The organism is Pseudoalteromonas lipolytica, from assembly GCF_003515105.1.
Classification (GTDB): domain Bacteria; phylum Pseudomonadota; class Gammaproteobacteria; order Enterobacterales; family Alteromonadaceae; genus Pseudoalteromonas; species Pseudoalteromonas lipolytica.
In genome coordinates this window covers 3594998-3618717 of record NZ_CP032090.1, presented here as the reverse complement: position 1 = coordinate 3618717, position 23720 = coordinate 3594998, and the positions used below count along the sequence as shown (strand labels likewise).

Sequence of the window (23720 nt, the reverse complement as noted above, 5' to 3'; positions counted from 1 at the left end):
TTGATTGCTGCTTAAGCTGAAAATATAGCGCCTTCTACATTGAAGGAGCATTTTTATTAATGTGTGCTGTGTGAATGAGATCGTATCAGTTTTAATTAGTTTAATCGGTTGATCTATAAATAATCATACAATATTATCAAAAGGGCCCTGCAATACATTTAATCGAGAATCGAGATTCGATCACGCACCGTTTTGACAACACACGATGCACAATGCAGTGAGCATACTTCGGAAACTGAGTCGGTATCTTCCCAGAGGTCCGGTATAACAATAATTTGGAGAACACCGAAAATGTTTAAAAGAACACACATTGCCAGTGCTGTAGTTATGGCATTTACCTGTCAATTTGCTTTCGCTCAAGAGCAGGCACCAAATACTCCTGAAAAGAATGTCGATGAAATGGAAGTTATTCAGGTATCAGGTATTCGCGGCAGTTTAAACAAAGCACTCGATGAAAAACGTGCAAGCGTTCAAATCGTGGATGCTATTGTTGCAGAAGATATTGGTAAATTCCCTGATAACAACGTAGTTGAAGCGCTTCAACGTGTGACAGGTGTTCAAACAACAGGCCGTGGAGCAGGTGAAGTAAGCGCGGTTTCAATTCGCGGCCTTAACGATGTAAATACCACTGTTAATGGTCGTGCCATCTTTACAGGCGCGGGTCGTGATGTGGCACTGCAAGACATTCCTGCAAGCTTACTTTCAGGTGTTACTGTTTATAAAACCCGTTCGGCAGATCAAATTGAGCGTGGTATTGCAGGGGCGATCGATATTAAAACACATCGTCCATTCAACTTCGAAGGTGAAAAAGTCGTTTTAGCAGCGCGTGCTATTTACTCAGACCAGCCAGATAAAATTGATCCAAATATCAGTGCATTATTATCTAACCGTTGGGACATCGATGGTGCAGGTGAATTTGGTGCGCTGGTTAATATTTCTTACTCTAAAACGCATTATCGTGATGATACGATAACAGCGGGTGCAGCATTACCCTATTTCACAAACTACCCTCACCCTAACTACAGCCCGTACTCATTGATCCCAAAGAAAGGTTCGCAAGGTACAAACTGGAAAGAAGGTCTTGAAAATGGTTTACCGACAACACCAGGCTCGATGATTGATGTTGATGGATTACCGACTGAATATTTAATTGGTCGTGACGCTATATTTGGTACTTCTTTTACTGGTTTGCGCGAGCGCCCTGCGGCATCAATATCTTTGCAGTGGGCACCAAATGAAACGCTCGAAGTGACTGCTGAAGGTTTCTATACGGGTTACGAAAATGAGTCACAAAATGCCTTATGGTTCTCAAATACGTTTGAAAATGGTAATGGCTTTATTGAAACCCCCACGGTGTTCGATGGCACAAATGTAATTAAAGAAAAACAAGCAATCGGTGCTGGTGGCTTCCAAAGTGGTGACTTTTCATATGGTAAAACAGACAGTTACTTATATGCATTAGGGGCTCAGTGGCAAGCAAGTGATTATCTAACTATTAACTCTGAAGTGGTTTATCAAGACAGTGAATATAAGTCAGACTTCTTTGCAATGCGCTTTGACCGCGTAGCAAGTGGCCTTGATGTTGATTTTAATGACAATGATGGTGTACCAAGTATCTCATTTTGGGATGACCCGAACACAGCACTAAACGAAGCCGATATGTCAGCAGTTGAAAATTGGAATGCTGGGACTGTTTATGATAATGGCGGTGGTAATGCGGGTGATGCACTGACTTTCACATTCGACGCTGAGTACCTAATTGGTGGTGCGTATTTTGACAAAGTTAAATTTGGTGGGCGTTATGAAAAGCGCACAGCACAAGAATATACGCGAACTAATGAAGGGGGGATTGCCAATACATCAGTCGCGAGTCTTATAGAGAAACTTGCAGCTGCGGGCGCAGCGGATGATGGCACTGGTATCGTTTATCACGTCAATGACTACTTTGATGGTCGAGCAGACACCTTTAACAGCTTTATTACTGCAGACGGCAGTTATATGCTTGATAATGCTCAGGCTGTTCGTGCTGTATATGGGTTAGAAGCTGAACAGATGTATAAAACATTTGATATCGAAGAAAATTCTTTCGCATTATATGCAACCACAAATTTTTTCTTAACGGAAGATATCAGCGGTGAATTTGGCATACGTTATGTGAGCTATGACCAAGAGATGGACTTTACGGCTGAAACGGCAACTAACTCGAATGTTTTTGATAGTAGCTCCGCTGATGCTGATGTGAGTAAAGTTCTACCAAGTTTAGTACTAAATTGGAATATTACAGATGATGTTGTTGGGCGTGTTGCTTATACAAATACATTACGAATGCCTAATTTTGCGGACTTAAATGCACTTCAATATTGGACGGAGCCACTGACTGAAGGTTCTGAATATGGAACAGGAACAGGGGGTAATCCAGATCTCCAACCTGAAGAATCTACCAATTACGATGTGTCTCTTGAGTGGTACTTTGCTGAGTCAAGCTCACTGTACGCTGCATATTTTAAACGTGACATAGAGGGCCGTATTGTTTCTGGACGTAAAGTTGTGATGCGTCCAAAAGCTTCAGATGGTGAAATTATACCATTCGCATTAAGCGCGCCAGTTAATGGCTCTGAAGGTGAGCTTTCAGGGTTTGAATTAGGGTTAGTTTACTTCCCTGAAAATGTACCTGAAATACTAAATGGTTTGGGCGTACAAGCGAGTTTTACAGCGCTTGATTCAGCTCAAAAGACGCCAGAATATAATGATGATGGGTCGTTATCACGCTATGTTGATTCTCAAATGGCGGGTGTATCGGATGAGTCTTACAGTATTGTCGGTATTTACGAGCGTGATTCATTTGACATGCGTTTATCATACGTATGGCGTTCTGAGTTTTTTACAGGTAACGAAGCGGCCATTTTTGCTAACCCTTTGCAGTTCTGGAGCCGTCCTGAGCAAAGTTTAGATTTCCAGTTTAGTTACAATGTGAATGATGATCTTGTTGTAACATTTGATGCAACGAACATTTTAGATGACGTATATCAAAGCTATTATGGGAAAGGTAACGATAACTTATTTAACTTTGGTAACGGGATCTACTCACGTACATTCGCACTCGGTGCACGTTATTCCTTCTAAACTTTTCGATTAGATTAAAAAACCCCGACTTAGCTCGGGGTTTTTTATTGCGCTAAAGATTGCCCAGGGCAAAAAATATTTCTATAACGGAAGATATTTAATATTAATATAGTATTTATTTTCAGTGAGTGAATCATCAAAAGGGTGGGATTTTCGAATTTTATATCTTTAAGGTTATGTTACTTAAGTGTTTTTTGTTTCTTATGAGCTGTGGAGACTCAGATATTTGCCAGATTATTATTTTTTACAATGTAAGTTGACTGTTAATTAATCATACAATACTATTAATGAAGACAGCAAATACTTAACATAACTAAAAATAACCCTATAAATGCACTGACAACAAGCATCGTAAATATGGGGAAGGCAGAAGGCGCACCTTCTGGGTAAATCAAAATTGGAGAGCAGCACACATGTTCAAAAAAACACACATAGCAAGCGCGATTTTAATGGCAGTTTCATGTCAATTTGCTTATGCAGAACAGCAGGATACAAAACAAGAGAATGACGAAATTGAAGTTATTCAGGTGTCAGGTATCCGCGGTAGTTTAAATAAAGGCTTAAACATTAAGCGTCAATCATTCCAAGTTGTTGATGCTATTGTCGCTGAGGATATTGGTAAGTTTCCCGATAACAATGTAGTTGAAGCCCTTCAGCGTGTGACAGGCGTACAAGTTACTGACCGAGGAGCGGGTGAGGTAAATACCGTATCTATTCGTGGTCTAACGGATGTGACTACAACGGTGAATGGTCGTCAAATTTTTACAGCAGCAGGTAGGAATGTTGCGTTAGCTGATATTCCTGCAGCGTTATTAGAAAGTGTCGATGTTTATAAAACGCGTTCAGCATCACAGGTAGGGAGTGGGATCGCTGGTCAAATCGACATTAAAACACAGCGTCCATTTAACTTCGATGGTTCGAAAGTGGTTGTTTCTGCGCGTGGTATTTATCAAGAGCAAGCTGAAGAGCTTGATCCAAATGTATCGTTGTTGGCAAGTAATCGCTGGGAATCTGGGATTGGTGAATTTGGTGCGCTTGTAAACGTTTCATATGGTGAAACCAGTTACCGTGACCAAAACATTGCAGCGGGTGCGATGGTGCCATTTATGACACTGAATCCTGCAGCTGGTTTTGGCCCGCTAGAACGAATTCAAACAACGGATGGCCGTGCCAGTGAAGAACTTATTTGGCAACCAGGTCTTGAAAATGGCCTTCCGTTCCAAGCGGGCTCTACTTTAAATATCAATGGTGTTCCTACGGAATATTATTTATCTCGTGATGCGGTGTTTGCGAGTGACTTCACGGGTAAGCGAGAGCGCCCAGCTGCAAATGTTGCTTTTCAATGGCGACCAAATGATGATTCACAATATACCTTTGAAGCATTTTATAATGGCTTTCGTAATGAGTCATTTAACGCTTTAAGCTTCACGTTTGTAGATTGGTGGGGCAATGTTGATACACAAAACCCGCCAGTTACCTTTGATGGCACCAATATTATAAAAGAGCGTTATGTTGATGCACCTTATGGATTTAATAGTGGTGATTTAACGGTTAGTAAGACAGATAGTTATGTATTTGCTTTAGGCGGTGAGTGGACAATCACCGATACTTTTAATCTTGCTTCAGAAATCTACTATCAAGACAGTCAATATGAGACTGACTTTCTTGCTATGCGAAGTGAGCGCGTTGCGTATGGCTTAAATGTAGATTTTAATGACAAAGACGGAATTCCTTCTTTGGTTTATGCTGATAACCCCGACACCGCTGTTAATGAAGCTGATTTAGCTGATACATCTCAGTGGAATGTTGCCCAACTATACGATAATGGGGGCTCATCTAAAGGTGATGCACTAACATTCACATTAGATGGTGACTTATTTGTTGATAGCTTTGGTTTTGATACCGTTTCGTTTGGTGTGCGCTACGATAGCCGTGGGGCGAGTGACTCAAGTCGTGAGGCTGCCGGCGGTATTTTAGGTCAACCTTTAGGTTCATTCGATGAAGGCCTTGCATCAATTAATGAAGGCTTTTTTGATGGTAATGCGAATTGGCCGTCAAGTTGGGTCGTGCCAAATGGGCATTACATATACAACAACCGTCAGTCATTCCGTGATCTTTATAACATCGGTGCAGATGATGTGATGTTGGAAAAGACGTTTGATATTGATGAAAAGTCTTATGCTGCTTATATTCAAGGTAATTTTTCAACAACTTTATTTGGTCGCGAGTTCGATGGCCAGCTAGGTTTACGATACGAAAACGCAAAAGCGGAGATGACCTTTTTTGACATAGACCAAAATCCAACCGCTGTTAGCTCTGCAGAAAATAGTTCTTCGGCTTTATTGCCAAGCATTGTAGTGCGTTATCATTTAACTGAGGATGTAATCGCGAGAGCTGCTTATACAGAAACGATTCGCCGACCTGACTTTGCTCAATTAAATTCTTTCATATACTACACTGAAGATGTGACGAATATTGGCTATGGCACAGCAAGTGGCGGTAACCCAAACTTAAAGCCTGTTGAATCTAAAAACTACGATTTAACATTAGAGTGGTATTTTGCGGATGATAGTTCTCTTTATGGCACGCTATTTAAACGTGAAATAGAGGGGTTTGTGTATGGCTCGAACCGTATCGTTCAATATCAAGGACCTGATGATGAAGCGCCTTATCCGTACATTTTAAATCAACCGGATAATTCATCTAATGGTACATTAGATGGTGTTGAGTTAGGTTTAGTTTATTTCCCTGACAATTTGCCGGATTGGTTAATGGGTGCGGGTCTGCAGGCAAGCGCAACGTTCCTTGATTCAGAGCAAGATCTTCCTGTGTACGCAGACGGTCAGCTTTCTGGGTATGATACGCGAGACATGTTTGGGGTTTCAAAATCATCATATTCAACCGTGCTTATTTATGAGCGTGACGATTTTGATATGCGCTTAGCTTATGTGTGGCGTGATGATTTCTTAAATAACTACGAGGCCGCTCAATTTGCGAATCCGCTAGGTGTTTATCGTCGTCCAGAGCAAAGCTTAGACTTTCAGTTAAGTTACGATATCAACGAAGACTTCATGGTCACGTTTGATGGTACCAATTTAACAGAAGAAATAGCGCAATCTTATTATGAGTACCCAACAACTCATAACTCAAATAGCGCATTATTTAGCCGTACATTCGCGCTAGGTATCCGTTATTCTTTCTAAAATTCTTGAATAGACCCAAAAACCCCGGCTCTGCTGGGGTTTTTTATTTTTCAGATTTGCTAGAAAGTGGGCGTGTTTGTTATTAAACGAAAAGAGTTGCGAATTAATTAGTATGATAATACTATCATTTGGGTTAGCATTAAATTTACAAAAATAACGAATGCAGTGGCCAAGCTGTGTAGTATCACATAGTTGATACACAGTATTGAAAGGTGTTCATTGCTTAAAATATTGAGTATTGGCTTAATATTTTCCAATTAGGGTGTGGTATGGAATCTCAAAAGTTATCCGTTGTAGAAAAAGTTGGCTTTGGTGCCGGCGACATGGCAGTGAATGTCATGGTTGCAGCGTTATTTTATTTTATGTCTTTTTTCTACACCGATATCTACGGACTGGATCCGGTTGATATGGGTGTGTTGTTTTTAGTGGCGCGTTTTGTTGATGCCTTTACCGATCCATTAATGGGGGTTATCACCGATAAAGTGAAAACCCGCTGGGGTCAGTTCCGCCACTGGTTCTTATTCTTGTCTGTACCGTATGGTTTGTCGGTTATATTACTATTTACTACGCCAGATCTTGATTACAACATGAAGCTGGCATGGGCCTATGCAACTTACCTATTTGCTACGTTGATGTTTACCGGTGTAGCAATCCCTTATATCTCTTATATTGGTGTACTCACTGCGGATCCTAAAGAGCGTTTATCTGCTAATGGTTACCGTATGTTTTTCGCAAAAATTGCCAATGTAGTGATTGTATTCTCAGTACCGCTACTTGCGTCTTACTGGGGAAATGGCAGCTTGTCGTACGGTTATAAACTCGCAATGGCATTGGTCTCTGCGTGTGCTGTTGCGTTGTTTTTATTTTGTTTTTTTACTACACGCGAGCGTATTACTCATGAGCCACAAACCGAGGGCGTACTTACGCAATTAAAAGTGCTGCTTAAAAACGACCAGTGGTTGTTACTGTGTGCAGCGTGTGTACTTGGTACCTTAGGGTATGCAATTCGCGGTAGTGTGGCAATGTACTATGCAACCTATTATTTAGGCGTGCCCGATTTAGCGGGGGCATTCACCAGTGCGGGTATTGCGGCGTCAATCGTATCGATGGTGGCAAGTACGTGGATCACCCAGCGTTACTGTAAAATGAAGCTATTCCGTCAATCACAAATCGCCGTGTTATTTATTTCATTGCTTATGTATTTTGTGGTCCAACCGGGTGATGTAATGATGGCATTCGTGCTTTATATCATCTTGTCATTTGTGGTTGATTTACATGCGCCTGTGTTCTGGTCTGCGATTGCAGAAGCTGTGGATTACGGTGAAATTAAAGACGGTGTGCGTGCATCGGGCTTATCATTTGGTGGTATTTCATTCTGCCAAAAAGCTGGTGGCGGTTTAGCTGGTTTAGCAGGGGGATTATTACTGGCATTTTTCGAGTACAAACCCAACGTTGAGCAAACGGAGTTTACCTTAATGGGCTTAGCACTCATGCTTACTATTATCCCCGGTGTATTCCACGCGTTACTTGGTCTTATTCTTAAAAAATACAAGATTACCGATCAATACTATACGGACATGGTCATTCAAAAACGCCTACCAAAGTAACCTTCTCTTAAAACGCGCACGCTAACACAGTGTGCGCTTTGCTCTTTAAAATAACGGTTCGCTGGGAGACAACAAGCATGAACACATTCAAAGTGAGTTATTTAGCAATTCTGTGTGCTGCAATATTAACGGTGACTGCATGCAGTGAGTTGCCAATTGACAGCAAACAAGCCGCCTCTGTTGCGCATGCTGAACATGCCAGCGAACAACATTTATTTGCGCTAAACCAAGTAAGCTTAAGCGCCAGCCCGTTTTTACATGCGCAGCAAACTAATGTGCGTTATTTATTAGCACTTCATCCTGATCAGCTGCTTGCTCCTTATTTACGAGAGGCGGGCCTGACACCAAAAGCGCCCAACTATGGTAACTGGGAAAATACCGGTCTTGATGGTCATATTGGGGGTCATTATTTATCAGCATTGAGCCTTGCTTGGGCAGCGACAGGGGATGAAGAATTAAAGCAGCGTTTAGATTACATGTTAAGCGAGCTTAATCGTGCTCAACAAGCCACAGGTGGTTACTTAGGCGGTATTCCTAATGGCGATGAAATGTGGCAGCAGATTGAAAACGGTGAAATTAAGGCTGATTTATTCAGTTTAAACGACCGTTGGGTACCACTTTACAATATAGATAAAATCTTCCATGGCCTTCGTGATGCCTACGAAGTTGCAGGAAGTAGCCAAGCAAAGCACATGTTATTTAAGTTAGGCGAATGGTTCTTAGCAACCACAGCGAAGCTAACTGATGAACAAGTTCAGCAGATGCTGTACTCAGAGCATGGTGGCTTAAATGATGTGTTTGCGGATATGTATGTTATTAGTGACGATGAGCGTTACTTAAAACTAGCGCGCCAGTTCTCTCATAACATCATTATTGAACCACTATTACACAAAGAAGATAAGTTAACAGGCCTGCATGCCAATACGCAAATTCCCAAAATTATTGGTATGTTGAAAGTGGCGAATGCCAGCGATGATAAAGCATGGCAGCAAGGCGCTGACTTTTTCTGGAAAACAGTGAGCCAAGAGCGCTCGGTGTCCATTGGTGGTAATTCAGTACGTGAACATTTTCATGATAAAAGTGACTTTACGCCAATGGTTGAAGATGTTGAAGGCCCAGAAACTTGCAATACCTACAATATGATGAAACTCAGCAAGTTACTGTTTTTGAAAACCGCTGATACGCGTTATTTAGACTATTATGAGCGCGCCACATATAACCATATTTTATCGTCACAACACCCAGAACACGGTGGCCTTGTTTACTTTACCTCAATGCGCCCAGGACATTACCGTTTGTACTCATCAGTGCAAGACTCTATGTGGTGTTGTGTGGGCTCGGGTATTGAGAATCACAGCAAGTATGGTGAGTTAATTTATAGCAATACGGGTAAAGAGCTATGGGTGAACTTATTTATTCCCAGTACGTTAAATTGGCAACAACAAGGTTTACAGATCACCCAAGACAGCCAATTCCCTGATGATACCAAGGTTTCACTCACGGTGAACCGGTTGTCTGGGGGACAAAGCTCAGAGTCTGTCATCCATATTCGTAAACCGTCTTGGCAACAAGGTGAACTGCGCTTTACGTTAAACGGAAAAGCCGTGACCGCGAGCGAAAAAGACGGTTACTACAGTATCAGCCATGCATGGCAAAGTGGCGATAAGCTTGCCTTTGAATTAGCACCTAAGCTTTATACCGAGCAGTTACCGGATGGCCAAGATTATTATTCTGTCATGTATGGCCCCGTGGTTATGGCCACCAAAGTACAGGCTTTTGCGAATGAGCAGTTAAGCTTTGTTGCTGATAACAGCCGTATGGGTCACATTGCTGCTGGACCGACGTGCCCACCAGAAGCATTACCCATTATGCTCAGTGAACCTGCGCAATTTGTTGCTGATTTAACTCGTAAACCGGGCCAAGCGTTGGCATTTATCGCAGACAAAAATGTGGCGATTGCAAAGCAAGGCATTGGACAGACTGAACGCACGGAACTTATCCCATTTTTCCGCTTACACGACAGCCGCTATCAAGTGTATTGGCCACAGCAAAGCAAAGCTGAATTCACACAATTTGTAGCTGACGCCAAAGTGGCTGAGCAAGCGAAAGAGCAGCTTCGATTATTAACCGTTGATCACATTACGCCGGGTGAACAGCAACCAGAAGTAGAGCATAGCTTTAAAGGTGAAGGAACCCGTGCAGGTGTCAATAATGGCCACCATTGGCGCGATGCAACAGGTTGGTTTGAATATCAGCTTCGTAACCCCAATAAAAACGCTGCAGCAGTACGTATTCGTTATTTTATCGGTGATGTGAATCGTCATTTCTCAATCACCCTTAATAGGGAGAAACTGGCCGCGGTAAGTTTGCCTGTTGGCAACCCAAGCGATGAGTTTTACACCATTGATTACCCATTAACAGAGGCGATGAAGCAGTCAGAAATGCTGACCTTGCGTTTCACAGCCAACCCAGATTCTGTTGCGGGTGGTATCTATGGCATTCGATTGATCAACGAGCAATAAAGAGTGGGCTATGTTAAGCAATAATGTGTTTGATAAAGCGGTGAAGCCGGTATTTTCGTCATGCTTAAAAGAGCAGCAAAGCGTTTACCAAACTCCTACGGGCCTTGGTTATCGTGTTATTGAGCAGGGAGCAGGTGATAAGCCCCACTGGGATGCAACAGTCACTGTGCATCAACGTGTAGTACTTAATAACGGTCGGGTGTTATTTGACACCCGTGCAGAGGGTGTACCTGTTGAGTATGAAATTGCCGAGGCGATTGTGGGCTTGCAAGAAGCATTGCAACTGATGAGTAAAGGCAGTCGTTTTGAAGTATTAATACCCCCTCATCTTGCGCGAGATGTGTACAGTACATTTATTGCTACAAAGCATGAACAGGATTGCCAAAGCCCGATGCGAGTTGATATCACCCTGCTTGATTTTAATTAATAATACCAACTTAAAATCTCAAAATAGATCACTTGAGTAAATAAAAAACCTGCAAAATTGCAGGTTTTTTGTGTTTGAATAATTACTTTATAAGCGTGGTTTTAAGCTTGTTTAGGTCGGCTGGGTTTACAATCGGCCAATCGTTTTTCCAGCTCATCGGTAAAATTCGTAGCTTTTGTACGCCGTTATCGGCTGTTTCATAGGCGTGCAACACGAGGTAGTCTTTACCATCAAACGTGTAAGCGGCATTGTGACCAAGGGCTGCCCACTCCTTGTTACCTTCAATCACTAAGCTACCACCGCCATCAACCAGAGAGCGACCTTGCTGATCTAAATAAGGACCTTCAACGTTTTTACTGCGACCAACGCGAACATTGTAAGTACTTTCAATACCTTGACAGCATTTATCAAATGACACAAACAGATAGTAATAGCCATTCTTTTTAAAGATATAAGGCGCTTCAATTGGGCCATGCTCCGTGTTTGGACGGCTGGCAATGTGATGCCACTTTTCAGGCTGTGCTAAGCGCACCATGTCATCATCTAGTTGCACTAATTTTAAACCACCCCAAAACGAACCAAAGCTCATCCAAGGTGTGCCATTGTCATCTTCGATGATAGCTGGGTCGATAGCGTTCCAATCATCACGCTCAGGCACTGACTCAACCACAATACCGTAATCAATCCACTTGTAGTCAGGTGATGATGGGTCAAGAGTGTCGTTTACCGTTACACCAATTGCTGAGGTGTTTTTACCAAATGCAGAAACAGAGTAATACAGATAAAACTTGCCATTTTTCTCGTACACATCCGGTGCCCACAGATGGCCACCGAAATTAGGTGACACGCGTTTTGCCCAGCTAGGCTCGTCTTTAAAGACGCGGCCAGTGAGTTTCCAGTTAGTTAAATCTTTTGATTCATAATAGGTAATGCCAGGGCCTGTACTAAATACATAATACGTGTCGCCTTCTTTGGCCATAACCGGATCGTGTACTTCTACCTGTTTTGCAGACACTGCAGCTGCTGAGATAAGTAGTCCAGTTGAAAGCCACTTCATTGCTCGTGTCACTTGGTGTGCGGGTCTCATGATCGAATACCTTTTTGTTGTTTTAACTTTTCTGTTCATTCGTCTACTATATAATATGTAATACAATATTAACAATAAAATAAAAGCGAAATACAGGACACATTATGCTCAAAAAATTATCGCGGCTTACGTTACTTACCGTGTTAAGCGCTTCGTCAGTGCCAGCTTTTGCTGATGCTAATAGTAGCAAGACCGTCGCGCCAATTGATAACCCTATTGTACTTAAGCGTGCCGATCCTTGGTTAGTGCGTGATGAAAAAACCGGATGTTATACCTTTATTGGTAGTTCACCGATGTTTGATGAAATTGAACTACGCCAAGCATGTCGCTTAAATGACTTAAAACTAGCCGAGCCAAAAGTTATTTGGCAAAAGCATGATAAAGGCCCTATGAGCGTTAACATTTGGGCGCCTGAGCTGCACCACATTGATGGCAGTTGGTACATTTACTTTGCGGCCGGTGACATTGAAAAGCCTTTTAGCATTCGTATGTATGCACTTAAAAATGACCACGTTGATCCTATGCAAGGCGACTGGCAAGAAATGGGGCAGGTTATGAGTCACCTAGATAGCTTCTCTCTTGATGCGACCAGTTTTACTCATAAAGGCAAACGCTACATGATTTGGGCACAGCAAAACCAGCCTGCCACATACAACTCGGCCTTGTGGTTAGCAGAAATGGACTCACCAACGTCAATTAAAGAGCCTGTTATCGCGATTACTGAGCCGACTCTTGAGTGGGAAGTACAAGGCTATAAAGTGAATGAGGGGGCTGCTGTAATAACGCGTGGAGATAAAATTTTTGTGACCTACTCGGCCAGTGCCACCGATCATCGTTATGCGATGGGCTTGCTATGGGCAAATGTAAATGATGATTTACTTGACCCTAAAAGTTGGCATAAAAAGCCAGAGCCTGTTTTTACTACCCACGCTGAAGTTGGTCGCTTTGGTCCGGGTCATAACAGCTTTGTAAAAGCGGAAGATGGCGTGACAGATTTGCTAATTTACCATAGCCGCGATTATAAAGAGCTGAAAGGCACGCCATTGACGGATCCAAATCGCCATGCGCGAGCACGCATTATTACATGGGATAAAGATGGGTTTCCTGTGTTTTCACCACAGCTAGCTGATTAAAAAATTTTTAAAAAAAGGGCGCCAATTGGCGCCCTACAACTTTGGGAACGAAATGTTTACCAAAAGCGGTAATATATAAAGGCAGTTATGCCTAAAATGCCCGCTGTATGGATGTAATCCCACTTATCTAAACCCTCGGCGACCTCTTTGAGTGTTGCTTTGTCTAGGCTTGAGAAAGTAAGGCCTTTTAATTGCTCTTCATCTGCTTGTTTAGTGAAAATACTCACCACAATCATAATTACGACAACCACAACAAACAGCAGGATACAGTAGTACAACCAGTTCATTGTCGTTATCCATGCAAACGATGAACCCGTTAAATCATCTTTAAAGGGTAATAATACTAAGCGGATCATACCCAGTACGAAACCAGACACAAGACCAACAAACCCCGCTGTTGGCGTTATGCGCTTACTACATAAGCCGAGTAAGAATACAGCCGCGATGCCTGGTGCAATTAATGATTGAACACTCTGTAGATATTCATAAAGTACATCGGCAATTAAGCTCATGACGGGTATCCACAACAGCCCGAGAACAACGATAACGATAGTGGCCATTCTGCCTACTTTTAGAAGGTGTTTTTCGCTTGATTCTGGCTTAAACTTTTTATAAAAGTCGATCGTAAATAAAGTGGCTGATGAATTGAATAGCGAAGCGAGCGAGCTCATCAGTGCTGCGACTAAGCCACCAATCACAATTCCTTTCACACCCGCAGGTAACAGCTCAGCGACTAACGTAGGAAATGCTTGGTCAGCGCTTTCGTAACTAATAATTCCTTTTGCATTCAGAGCGTAAGCAATCATGCCCGGCACTAAGAAAATAAACACAGGGAGGAGTTTTAAATAACCCGCAAACATCGTCCCGCGACGTGCTTCTTTAATCCCTTTCGCAGAGAGTACGCGTTGCACAATATACTGATCGGTACACCAATACCAAAAACCGATAATAAACGAGCCAAAGATAATCCCAGGCCAAGGGAATTCAGTGTCTGATGCGCTGCGAATAAGGTGCATATTAACGTCATTTAAGCGTTCAACTTCTGCCCAGCCGCCGACTTTATCAAGACCAACAACTAAAATGACCAGTGAACCAATGATCAACACTGGCGTTTGCAGCACCGAGGTCCACATAATGGCTTTCATGCCCCCTAGAACAGTATAAATCCCGGTGATCACAACTAAACCAATGGCAGAAATCCAAAAGAAATCGATACCCCAAATACTCTCAATTCCTAAAATGGTTTTAAAGGCGATACCACCGGCATACACGGTCACGGCGACTTTTGTTAATACGTAGCTGATTAATGAGATAACAGATAAGAAAGTTCGCGACTTAGAATTAAAGCGACGTTCTAGAAACTCAGGCATGGTGTAGACCTTGCTACTCCAATAGAAAGGCACAAAAATCCAACCGAGTAATAGAATAATCCACGACTGCATTTCCCAATGGGCGAGTGCCATACCTGATTGAGCGCCAGAACCGGATAATCCGACTAAATGTTCTGAGCCGATGTTTGATGCGAAAATAGAGGCACCAATTACTAACCAGCTTGCATTACGACCCGCCAAAAAGTAGTCAGCGGTGTCTTCTTCTTTTTGTCGCATAGACATGACGACAACGCCTAATAACAGGACAAAAAATCCTGCCAGCACTGCCCAGTCTAAGGTACTTAGTTCGACCATTGTGTGTTCCACCTAATTATGAAAGAGAATGTTGCTTTTTAATTGTCAGTTAAAAATATTATATTATAAATTGGGTGAGTGAAAGTGATTTGTTAAAATAAGGTGACACTGGATATATAAAAAAGTGACGATTACGCGCGGTTATAATAAGAGGTTCTGTCTTTTTAATGTTTTGTTATTGATTTTAATCAACTATTTGCAGGATGACGGAATAGCTTTATAGATGTATTATATTACCTAGATCTTTAGAGGAACACACATGGCGCGTTTAGAGAATTTGAACTTATCACAACAAGTTACCAATGAACTTGGTAAAGCAATTATTGTTGGTGATTATAATACTGAGACGGGGTTACCAACCGAAGCACAGTTGTGCGAAGTGTATGGTATAAGCCGCACAGCTGTTCGTGAAGCAGTTAAAATGTTGGCTGCAAAGGGATTAATTTCTTCTCGTCCACGACAAGGGATCCGTGTTGAACCGGCGGATAACTGGAACTTATACGACACCAGCGTATTAAAATGGTTACTTGAGAGCAGTCCGTCACTTTACGTACTGAAAGAGTTCTTGCAAGTACGCTTAGCTATTGAGCCACAAGCAGCGGCGTTGGCAGCACGAAAAGGTGACCAAGCTGCGATCGCTGAAATTAAAATGGCGCTCGATAAAATGCAAGCGGCTGCCGATGAACCTGAAGGCGTAATGCACGAGCCAGACCTTGCGTTCCACACGGCAATTTTGCACGCCAGTGGTAACCGTTTTTTCTATCAATTACGTGACTTTATTCGTACTGCATTGCATGTCAGTATTCAGCACACAACACCCGCTAAAGGTAATAAACAAGCCATCGCTGAAGAGCACTTTAAAGTGTATAACGCGATTGCCAATGGTGACCCTGAGCGTGCGAAAAATATGATGACGTACATGATTGATGAAGCGATGGCGTTTATCGAAAAAGAAATTGCAGACAAAGAAGCTGCAGCTCAATAAGTTTCGCTACTCAACGTTGTAAATACTGTAAAAACAAAAGGTTATCATGCCAAATTCAAATGAGCTTAAAACAGTTTACGCCAGCCTTGCCGGTAAAAGTGTATTTATTACAGGCGGAGCGACGGGAATTGGTGAAGTAATGGTAACGCGCTTTTGTGAGCAAGGCGCAAAAGTCACCTTTGTTGATATTGCAAAGCAGCAAAGCGAGGCTTTGTGCGCAAAGCTTGCGGGTAAATATGAGTTTGATCCGCAGTTTATCTATTGTGATATTCGTGATGTTGAAGCATTGCAAGCCGCTATAGAGCAAACCCGCCAGCAACAGGGCGATATTGGGGTATTAATTAATAATGCAGCCGATGACACTCGCCATGCAGCAGAAAACATGGATGTAAAATATTGGGAAGACAAGTTTGCTGTTAACTTACGCCCTTGTTTCTTTTCTTCACAGGCTGTTGTGGCGCATATGCAGCGTTTAGGTGGGGGAAGTATTATCAATATGGGGTCGGTAAGTTGGCGCATTAAGCAAACAGGAATGCCTGCTTACACCACTGCTAAAGCGGGTATTGAGGGTCTGACGCGTTCTTTAGCAGCCTCGTATGGCAAAGACAATATTCGGGTTAATACCTTGGTTCCTGGATGGGTAATGACAGAGCGTCAAATTACTCATTGGTTAACCCCAGAGATGGTTGAAGACGTTCGTTTAAGCCAGTGTATAAACGAAACAATACAACCCGACCATGTTGTTAATGCAGCATTATTTCTGGCTGCTGATGATAGTCGGATGATGACAGCACAATCATTAATCGTAGACGCAGGTTGGACTTAATTGCATTTATACATTGCAAAATGACTGACTTGCGATAAAATTTTTTCAATAAAACAAATGATACTATAATAATAAAATATGGGTTGGTATTGTTACCATCTCCCCTATTTTTCTAAGGTGGTAAGAAAGTTTGACCGACTTTGTACTCGTGTATGTAATTCTGATCATTGGTGCTTGCTTGCAAAGTGTTATTGGCTTTGGTCTTGGTATGCTGTGTGTGCCAGTTTTATATTGGTTAATGCCTGAACTGGTGCCTGGCCCTATGATTTTGAATGCACTCTTTTTAACTTCGGTGTTAATGATAAAGCACCGAGGGTCAATCGATATGAAACAGACGGGGATCTCAATAGTCGGTGGTGCAATGGGCGTTATATTCGCAGCAGCAGTGATGTGGTATGTGAATGCTAAGCAGTACCAGTTATTGCTCGGAGTGAGTATATTAGTCGTCGTCGCATTATCTATCATAGGTATGAAACCTAAAATATCGACCATAACAAGTTTGTTAGCCTCTATGTCGTCGGGGTTTTTAGGAACCACCACCTCCGCTGGGGGCGCACCGATGGGGCTGCTCTATCAAGCTGAGGATAAAGATAAAATAAAGGCCAACCTTAGTGCATTCTTTGTTTTCATTAACCTATTTGGCATTATTGTGCTGATGCTTACTGGCTCTGCTGATATGGGGGATGTAAAACTGTTTTTCTTCTGTCTGCCAGCAATCTTAATTGGCTGGGGACTGTCTTTTGTAATTAATAACAACTTAAATGAAAGAGCAATTCGCAGCATCATACTGCTGGTCGCAGGCTTATCTGGCCTAGCACTTATTTTTATACACAGATAGAATGGTAAAAGTTCAGCTGTTTATTTAATGAAATTTATGCTCGATGCCACCCTAAAAATAATTATTTCTAGCCAATGCCAATTAGGCGAAGGTGCTTACTTTGCAAAAGCCCACAACTGTGTATTTTGGGTTGATATTTTGGGTCAGCGTTTATTTCGTTTGCACTGCCAAAGTATGCGGGTAAGTCAGTTTGCCATGCCAGAACCAATTTGTTGGGTAATGGAAACGGAGCAAGGTGAACTTGTTGCTGGGTTTGCGAAAGGCATATATAAACTTAATAGCGAAGACTTTAGCCGCGAACTGCTTTACTCAATCGGCAATGAGCCACAGCAAAACCGATTAAACGATGGTAAAACATCACGGCAAGGTTTTGGTTTTTTTGGCTCGATGGACTCTCAAGAACAAGCTCCGAGTGGAAAGTTATACCGCGTTGGTCATGGGAAGGCTCCTGAAGTCGTTGACCAACACTACACCATTAGTAATGGACCGGCGGTAAGTAAATGCGGGCAGTTTTTATACTCAACAGACTCTGAAAAACAAACTATCTATCGCTTCTCATTAAGTGCACGGGGCGAGCTTAGTAATAAGCATGCGTTTATCCGTTTTACCGATAGCATGGGTTACCCAGATGGCATGACGGTTGATAATGACGACCACTTATGGGTTGCAGCATGGAATGGTTATGGTGTTTATCGTTTTTCGCCACGCGGCGAGCAAGTGCAATTTTTACGTATTCCCGCACCACGTGTTACCAGTGTTGCATTTGTCGGAGAGGCACTTGAGCATGTGGCAATTACTACCGCAGCGGTCGGGTTGGATGAATCGGTACTTGCTGATTACCCGCACAGTGGAGGCGTGTTTATTTTAAAGCCGGGTGTTAAAGGCATCGCTGAAACACCGCTTAAACTATAGATTTTCCATTACTTGGTAGCGTAATTCGCCAAGAAATGCCCGTGCTGCGGGACCTAGTTTGTCACCGTCTTTGAAGAGCAAATGTAACTTAGCACTGCGGCTACTGTTATGCGTTAAATTGAGCGCTTTCATTTGCCCTGCTGCGAGTTGTTTTTCAATCGCTATTTTTGGTAACCACGCAAAGCCTAGACCATTACTGATCATATCAATAGAGGTGCGTAAATGCGTTACTGTCCAACGTTGATCGGCACCTAGCCAGCCGCCATCTTGTTTGTGTTTATTCGCAGAGTCACGCACTACAATTTGTCGGTGTGATTTTAAATCTTCTAATGTTATTTCGCGGTCAATCGCATGCAAAGGGTGATCTGGATGCGCCACGGCAATAAATTCAATATTGCATAACTCTTCATGAAAGCCAGCCGCTATCGGAAAACCTGTAATGGCAATATCGACCTGATCATTTACAAGTAATTCATTGCCACCCATCAGCACAGATTCATGCAATTCGATACGCAGTTGTGGGTATTGCGAAGACGTGTCGTTAAGCACTTTATAAAGTAATTGCTGTGGAAAAATGGCATCAACTGCAATGCGCAGCTTACTTTCGATACCTTCGCCGAGGGTTTGGCCAATCGCTTCGACTTTGGCAGCTTCATCGAGTAAATAATTGGCACGGCGTAGCATCATTTCACCGGCTTCTGTGAGCACCGTTTTACGTCCTTGAATAGTAAATAATTTTACATTGAGTGCCGATTCAATTTTGCCCACGGCATTATGAATACTCGACTGGCTTTTATGAATGCTTTGTGCGGCTTGATTAAAGCCACCAAACTCAACAACAGCACGAAACATGCGCCATTGCTCTAGGGTGATTCTTAGCATGGTATTCCTTTGCTAACGTGGTTACTTACTAATTAGTGCCTGTAAATGGATAGTACCTATAAATTGCAAAAAAGTTTACTTATCGCTATGTAAATCCAAATAATCAGCACGTTACCTTTAAAGGACTCATAACCATAAATAAACGTATTAGCTTAATCTTAGCTTTCATTGACCTAGCTGGCGACTAAATTGCGTTATAACGAGAAAGACGGCAGCTGTGATCACACCGTTGACTACAGTCTTCCTCGAAAGTCGAATTAGGCCTCTTTTAAGGCCTCATTAAGTGACTTATTCAGGCGCGACTTCAAGAGTGGTAAATAATGAGTAACGCACGTTATCGATATCTGTTTCTGTTGGTTTTTGATCAACAGATGCTTCAATCAGATACATATCAGCGTGTTCGAATGTCACGGTGAAGAAACCTTCACTATCGGTAGTAAGTTTTACTTCATCACGCGCATTACGGTAACGAGCACTGCCGCGTACAATCGCTAGCTCAACGTTAGCGGCAGGTTTTCCATCCATTAATAATTGGAATTTAGCCTCTTCACCTGCAAATAAATCGTTTGGATGCGTTGGGCCCGAAATCTCTAAGCCTTGGCCAAGTAATGTGGGTTTAGAAGTGCCGTTACGGCTTACAAAGGTGTCAACGGTTGCGATTGACTTAATCGTGCGTACTTCGGTTGCACCAGCAGGAAGATCAGCGTCTTTTTTACCTGTAAATACACGACCACGGTTGCCGTCTTTATCTTTGTAGAATGTCATTAGCAGGGGCTTTTGCTGCATCGCAATATGGTACGTCCCATCTTGCGATAAGCTAACGGCCGCCGAGTTTTTACGTTTTAGGTAGTACGCGCGAATCTTCTCTTCTACAGGCTTACCGTTTGGCGCAAGGGCGATTAATAAGTTGTCATCATATTCTGCGCCTTGTTCATTTGGGCGGTAGGCTTTGTCTGGGCTAAACAACTCGTTTGAAATACTGGCATCAATCATCACATAATGTGTTTTTTCACCCGATAAAGAGGTGTGCGATGGCATTAACCAACGTGCGTGTGCCTGTGCGTAGCTTGATGCAAGTGCGGTAAATGTAACAGCACCGATTAGGGCCGTTTTTAATAATTTTAATTTCATTGTTTATCCTTAATTGCTAGTAATAGTAACGAAGCTAGTCGCGAATTCTTTTTCGCCAGCGAGAGTGACTTTGCCATCTTTTGTTAAGTCGATTTCAACACGGCTGTAATCACGGCCACCTTCTTCACGTACAACTTCCACATTGAGTAAATATTTACCGGGTTTAACGGGGTTACCTTTTAAATCCTTACCGTGCCACTCAATGGTGTAAGTACCAGGACGTTTTGTGGCACCTGTTACGCCGTCGAAGTTATCGTTACTGCGACCAGCTTTACGCCACCACTGACGTAAGTCTTTAAACCACTCTGCTTTTTCAACCCAAAGTGCCACTGTGGTTACATGTTTACGTTCTGGGGTTTCAAGCCAAAGCGCAACATATGGGCGGTGATAAGGGGATACATCAAGCTCAGGCAAAGTGAACTCAACGGTGAGGTTGGCGTCTTTGGCAAAGCTAAGTGGGCTGAATAAACAGCTGAACAGTAGAGCAAGTAGTAAGTGGGCTTGTTTCATTAAGATACTCCTTTAAGTTGAGGCACCCAAACTAGATAAATAACCAGAGGTGTGACGACACCAAACAGTGTTAGCCAAAGCCCTGAGGTACGCTTTTTACGGTTTTGAAATAAAATAAATAAGCCAGTTATAGCGAAGATGATCATTAATACTGCTGATATATCAATTACCCAGCTCCATGCCTCGCCTGTATGACGGCCTTTGTGCAAATCACCAATAAGGCTCATAACCCCGCCTGTTTGGTAGTCAAGATTGAGCTCTCCCGTTTGAAAGTCGATTTCGGCATAAGCAAACCCTGCAGGCAACGGGTAGTCGAGCATGACTAGTGCGTCTTGTTTTTCCCATTCAATGCTTTTTACATTCTGCAGAGAAAACTGATCTGCCATATAGCGTTCAATTTCAGGGTAAAGAGTGGGTAATGTATTAAGGTTCTGCTGTGCTTTTTCAAAGAGCTGTGCAGAAATGAGCACGTGGGTTTGACCATTATGTTTGTCATTTTCAAGCCAACTTACGTGATTGAGGATGATGCCGCTGATACAAAATAAGATCAGTAGAAAAAATAGCGCGGTTGATAAATAAATATGTAAGGCACGGCTAACGCTATAAAACATGCGTTTATTGAAAGAGAACATAATGTAAGGTACTTGTTATTGATACTCACATGATAATAGTTCGTATTATTAATAACAAGTACGTTTACGTTCTTTACATTCGAGCAGTTAATACTGAATAGCGAGGTACGCAATAATGGCGAGTTGTGAGGTAAACAGGCTAGCAAGTAGCATTAATTGCAGCCGAGTGGATATGTTAAGTTGGATCAGCGTCGGATGATTAGGCTTTGAGGGACGATTGATTAAATAGCCCAACACGCATACCTCGATAACAGCTATAAGATACATAACCCAAATCGGTGCTGCGCTTTGCAGTAAGAAGAAATAGCCCACGGCCATGCCAAGGCCAGCTAAAAACTTTGCTCTTAGCGGAACCACTTTATAGAGCTGCCAATATCGAAGTGATTCGCCATACCGAGGATGATTTAATAGCCAAGCAGACAAAGCGGGAGAAGAGCGTGTAAAACAGCCCAAAGCAAGAATAAAGAAAATAGTTGTGGGCATCACAGGGAGTGCAATACCTATGATACCTAAGCCAACCATCAATAATCCAAGTAATTGATAGCAGCCATTTTTATAGGCGGTAAATACCGTTCTTACATTCATCAATATAATTGAGCCTGATAAAACTGAAAATGCGGTGATGCATATTTTGCAAAATCATACATTTATTCTGCGTTACTTTTAACTGTAGCTCAGCTAACGTTTTTTACCTAATGTTGCATGAAGAACGTTTAAGGGGTTAAAAAATTGCTGTGTTATTTAGAGGTAAACGAGGGATGGGGGCATAGAAAGTTTAAAAAAGCCCAGCAATAGCTGGGCTAATCGTTTTAAAAGTAGTAACCGATATTGATATTGAAGCGCGTTTCGGTCTCGTCGCTGTCGCCAGCTATTGAGCCACCAACAAACGGTTGGTTTTTCGCTTTTACAAGATCAAAGTAGGTAAATAAGCCACCTGCGGCGACCGACACACCCGTTACATTCATCCACGTGTCTGCACTGTTATCTGACTTATCGTAAATAATGCCGTAGTCATTATAAAATTGCAGGTTGGTTACTGGCCCCCACTCAACAGGTAAACTGTAAGCAATGTTGGCATTAGTCATGGTGGCTTCGGCGGCGATACTGTCATAAAAAGAGTAGGCGCCGACAGCCATACGATTTACGTTATCAATGTCGTAATCGTATTCACCATGTTGCAGTTGGAAGTTCCACGGGCCAATGGTGCTGTTAAGGTGCACAGCCCAAGCCATGTAGTCGCCTGCTTTGTCTTCACCGTCGTGTAGGCCGCCTGATAACGCAGAAACACCTAACTCAGTGGTGCCACCATCATGCTCGAAGTGGTAACCATAACGTCCAGAGAATGTATTGTATTCACCTATCGCATTGGTGGGTTCTGCGTAAACGCCTTCGTCGGCATCACGAAAACCAACGACATCATACGAATAACGATCGCTGCGATTATCAACGTAACCGTCAACACCACCTAATTCATCATTTTTAAAAAAGCCAAGGTCAATTTGCCAGTTATCGGCTATTTTACGCTTAAATAACACACCTAAATCGTGGTCATCTTCTAAGCCAACGTAATAAGTGGTGCCAAAAAAGTAGTTATGAGAGTTATAAGGCCAGTTACCAAAGGGGACTTTGGTGATCCCCGCTTGCACTTGCCAATCTTCGGCAAAGTCATAGGCTGCATAGGCATATTTAACTGCAGTCATGTAATCGAAAAAACGAATTTCTGCATTTAATTGCACGTCACCAACATCGCCTGCAAAATTCAATCTGAAAATATCAAAATCGAAGTCGCCACCGCGGTTCTTATTGCCGTCATCATAAGATGTGTGACTAAAATTGGTACGTACAGCACCGCCAACTCGAATCCCAGATTCTTTCTTTTCGAGCTCTGAATCAACAGCAGCCGTTTGCTGCTCAAGCTGCTTTTGCTGTTTAGCAACTTGGGCATCAATTTGTTCTTGCTGCGCCGCTTGTTGTTTTGCTTGTTGCTCTGCTTTATCGAGCTGAGTTTGAAGTTGCTGCATCTGTTGCTTTAGTAATTGCAGCTGCTTTTGAAGGTCATCGATTTCTGATGCCTGACTAAGACTTGAAGTAGTGCCCAACGCTATCGCTAGGGCTAACTTTGAAAGTTTAAGCATGAATTATCGCTAATGTAAGAATGGGTACTATTTAGCATAGATGATATTCACACTGAACCCAAGGGTAGCCACATAAATTTAA

Annotated in this window: 17 protein-coding genes and 1 pseudogene; 10 read left to right on the top strand and 8 right to left on the bottom strand. The window is 42.5% G+C overall.

What is annotated here, in order from left to right:
• Positions 1-291: 291 nt before the first annotated feature.
• From D0907_RS16225 to D0907_RS16205, 5 genes are all read left to right on the top strand, one after another.
• Positions 292-3123 (top strand): TonB-dependent receptor, encoded by a 2832-nt coding sequence (locus tag D0907_RS16225; protein WP_118844762.1) that lies wholly within the window; start codon positions 292-294, stop codon positions 3121-3123.
• A gap of 413 nt (positions 3124-3536) precedes the next feature.
• Entirely contained in the window at positions 3537-6326 is a 2790-nt protein-coding gene (locus D0907_RS16220) for a TonB-dependent receptor (protein WP_118844761.1), read from the top strand.
• 269 nt (positions 6327-6595) lie between these two features.
• Positions 6596-7933 carry an MFS transporter gene (locus tag D0907_RS16215; protein WP_065979494.1) on the top strand — a complete coding sequence of 446 codons (1338 nt, stop codon included), beginning with the start codon at positions 6596-6598 and terminating at the stop codon, positions 7931-7933.
• Between the two features lie 77 nt (positions 7934-8010).
• On the top strand, positions 8011-10455 hold the full coding sequence (locus tag D0907_RS16210) for a glycoside hydrolase family 127 protein (protein ID WP_118844760.1): 2445 nt from the start codon (positions 8011-8013) through the stop codon (positions 10453-10455).
• A 10-nt stretch (positions 10456-10465) separates the two neighbouring features.
• Positions 10466-10882 (top strand): FKBP-type peptidyl-prolyl cis-trans isomerase, encoded by a 417-nt coding sequence (locus tag D0907_RS16205; protein ID WP_051501946.1) that lies wholly within the window; start codon positions 10466-10468, stop codon positions 10880-10882.
• Positions 10883-10964: 82 nt separating this feature from the next.
• On the opposite strand, the gene D0907_RS16200 is transcribed toward D0907_RS16205, so the two are convergent.
• A complete protein-coding gene (locus tag D0907_RS16200) occupies positions 10965-11969 on the bottom strand; it encodes an arabinan endo-1,5-alpha-L-arabinosidase (protein ID WP_118844759.1) in 1005 nt (334 codons plus the stop codon).
• Between the two features lie 104 nt (positions 11970-12073).
• Between D0907_RS16200 and D0907_RS16195 the strand changes: the two genes are divergently transcribed.
• Entirely contained in the window at positions 12074-13102 is a 1029-nt protein-coding gene (locus tag D0907_RS16195) for a glycoside hydrolase family 43 protein (RefSeq protein WP_036973613.1), read from the top strand.
• Positions 13103-13158: 56 nt separating this feature from the next.
• Here D0907_RS16195 and D0907_RS16190 read toward each other — a convergent pair whose 3' ends face one another.
• A complete protein-coding gene (locus D0907_RS16190; protein WP_036973612.1) occupies positions 13159-14787 on the bottom strand; it encodes a sodium:solute symporter in 1629 nt (542 codons plus the stop codon).
• A 259-nt stretch (positions 14788-15046) separates the two neighbouring features.
• On the opposite strand from D0907_RS16190, the gene D0907_RS16185 reads away from it, so the two are divergent.
• The 4 genes from D0907_RS16185 (at position 15047) to D0907_RS16170 (ending at position 18348) form a co-directional block, all read left to right on the top strand.
• Complete coding sequence (locus D0907_RS16185) at positions 15047-15772, top strand: FadR/GntR family transcriptional regulator (protein WP_065979489.1); 726 nt, start codon at positions 15047-15049, stop codon at positions 15770-15772.
• 46 nt (positions 15773-15818) lie between these two features.
• On the top strand, positions 15819-16598 hold the full coding sequence (locus tag D0907_RS16180) for an SDR family NAD(P)-dependent oxidoreductase (RefSeq protein ID WP_065979488.1): 780 nt from the start codon (positions 15819-15821) through the stop codon (positions 16596-16598).
• Between the two features lie 130 nt (positions 16599-16728).
• Positions 16729-17436, top strand: a complete 708-nt coding sequence (locus D0907_RS16175) for a sulfite exporter TauE/SafE family protein (RefSeq protein WP_074989520.1) — start codon at positions 16729-16731, stop codon at positions 17434-17436.
• Between the two features lie 27 nt (positions 17437-17463).
• On the top strand, positions 17464-18348 hold the full coding sequence (locus tag D0907_RS16170) for an SMP-30/gluconolactonase/LRE family protein (RefSeq protein WP_244223133.1): 885 nt from the start codon (positions 17464-17466) through the stop codon (positions 18346-18348).
• Here D0907_RS16170 and D0907_RS16165 read toward each other — a convergent pair.
• The 6 genes and pseudogenes from D0907_RS16165 to D0907_RS16140 form a co-directional block, all read right to left on the bottom strand.
• The gene (locus D0907_RS16165; protein WP_036973605.1) at positions 18343-19230 is read right to left on the bottom strand and encodes a LysR family transcriptional regulator; all 888 of its coding nucleotides are present in this window, start codon (positions 19228-19230) and stop codon (positions 18343-18345) included. The genes D0907_RS16170 and D0907_RS16165 overlap by 6 nt on opposite strands.
• A 288-nt stretch (positions 19231-19518) precedes the next feature.
• Complete coding sequence (locus tag D0907_RS16160; protein ID WP_118844757.1) at positions 19519-20361, bottom strand: DUF4198 domain-containing protein; 843 nt, start codon at positions 20359-20361, stop codon at positions 19519-19521.
• A 9-nt stretch (positions 20362-20370) separates the two neighbouring features.
• Entirely contained in the window at positions 20371-20871 is a 501-nt protein-coding gene (locus tag D0907_RS16155; protein ID WP_036973601.1) for a DUF2271 domain-containing protein, read from the bottom strand.
• On the bottom strand, positions 20871-21503 hold the full coding sequence (locus tag D0907_RS16150; protein ID WP_036973600.1) for a PepSY-associated TM helix domain-containing protein: 633 nt from the start codon (positions 21501-21503) through the stop codon (positions 20871-20873). Before D0907_RS16150 ends, D0907_RS16155 begins: the two co-directional genes overlap by 1 nt.
• Positions 21504-21704: 201 nt before the next feature.
• Positions 21705-22088 (bottom strand): annotated as a pseudogene (locus tag D0907_RS16145) (YbaN family protein); the annotation flags it as partial.
• A gap of 224 nt (positions 22089-22312) precedes the next feature.
• Complete coding sequence (locus D0907_RS16140) at positions 22313-23638, bottom strand: porin (RefSeq protein WP_065979480.1); 1326 nt, start codon at positions 23636-23638, stop codon at positions 22313-22315.
• Between the last annotated feature and the right edge of the window lie 82 nt (positions 23639-23720).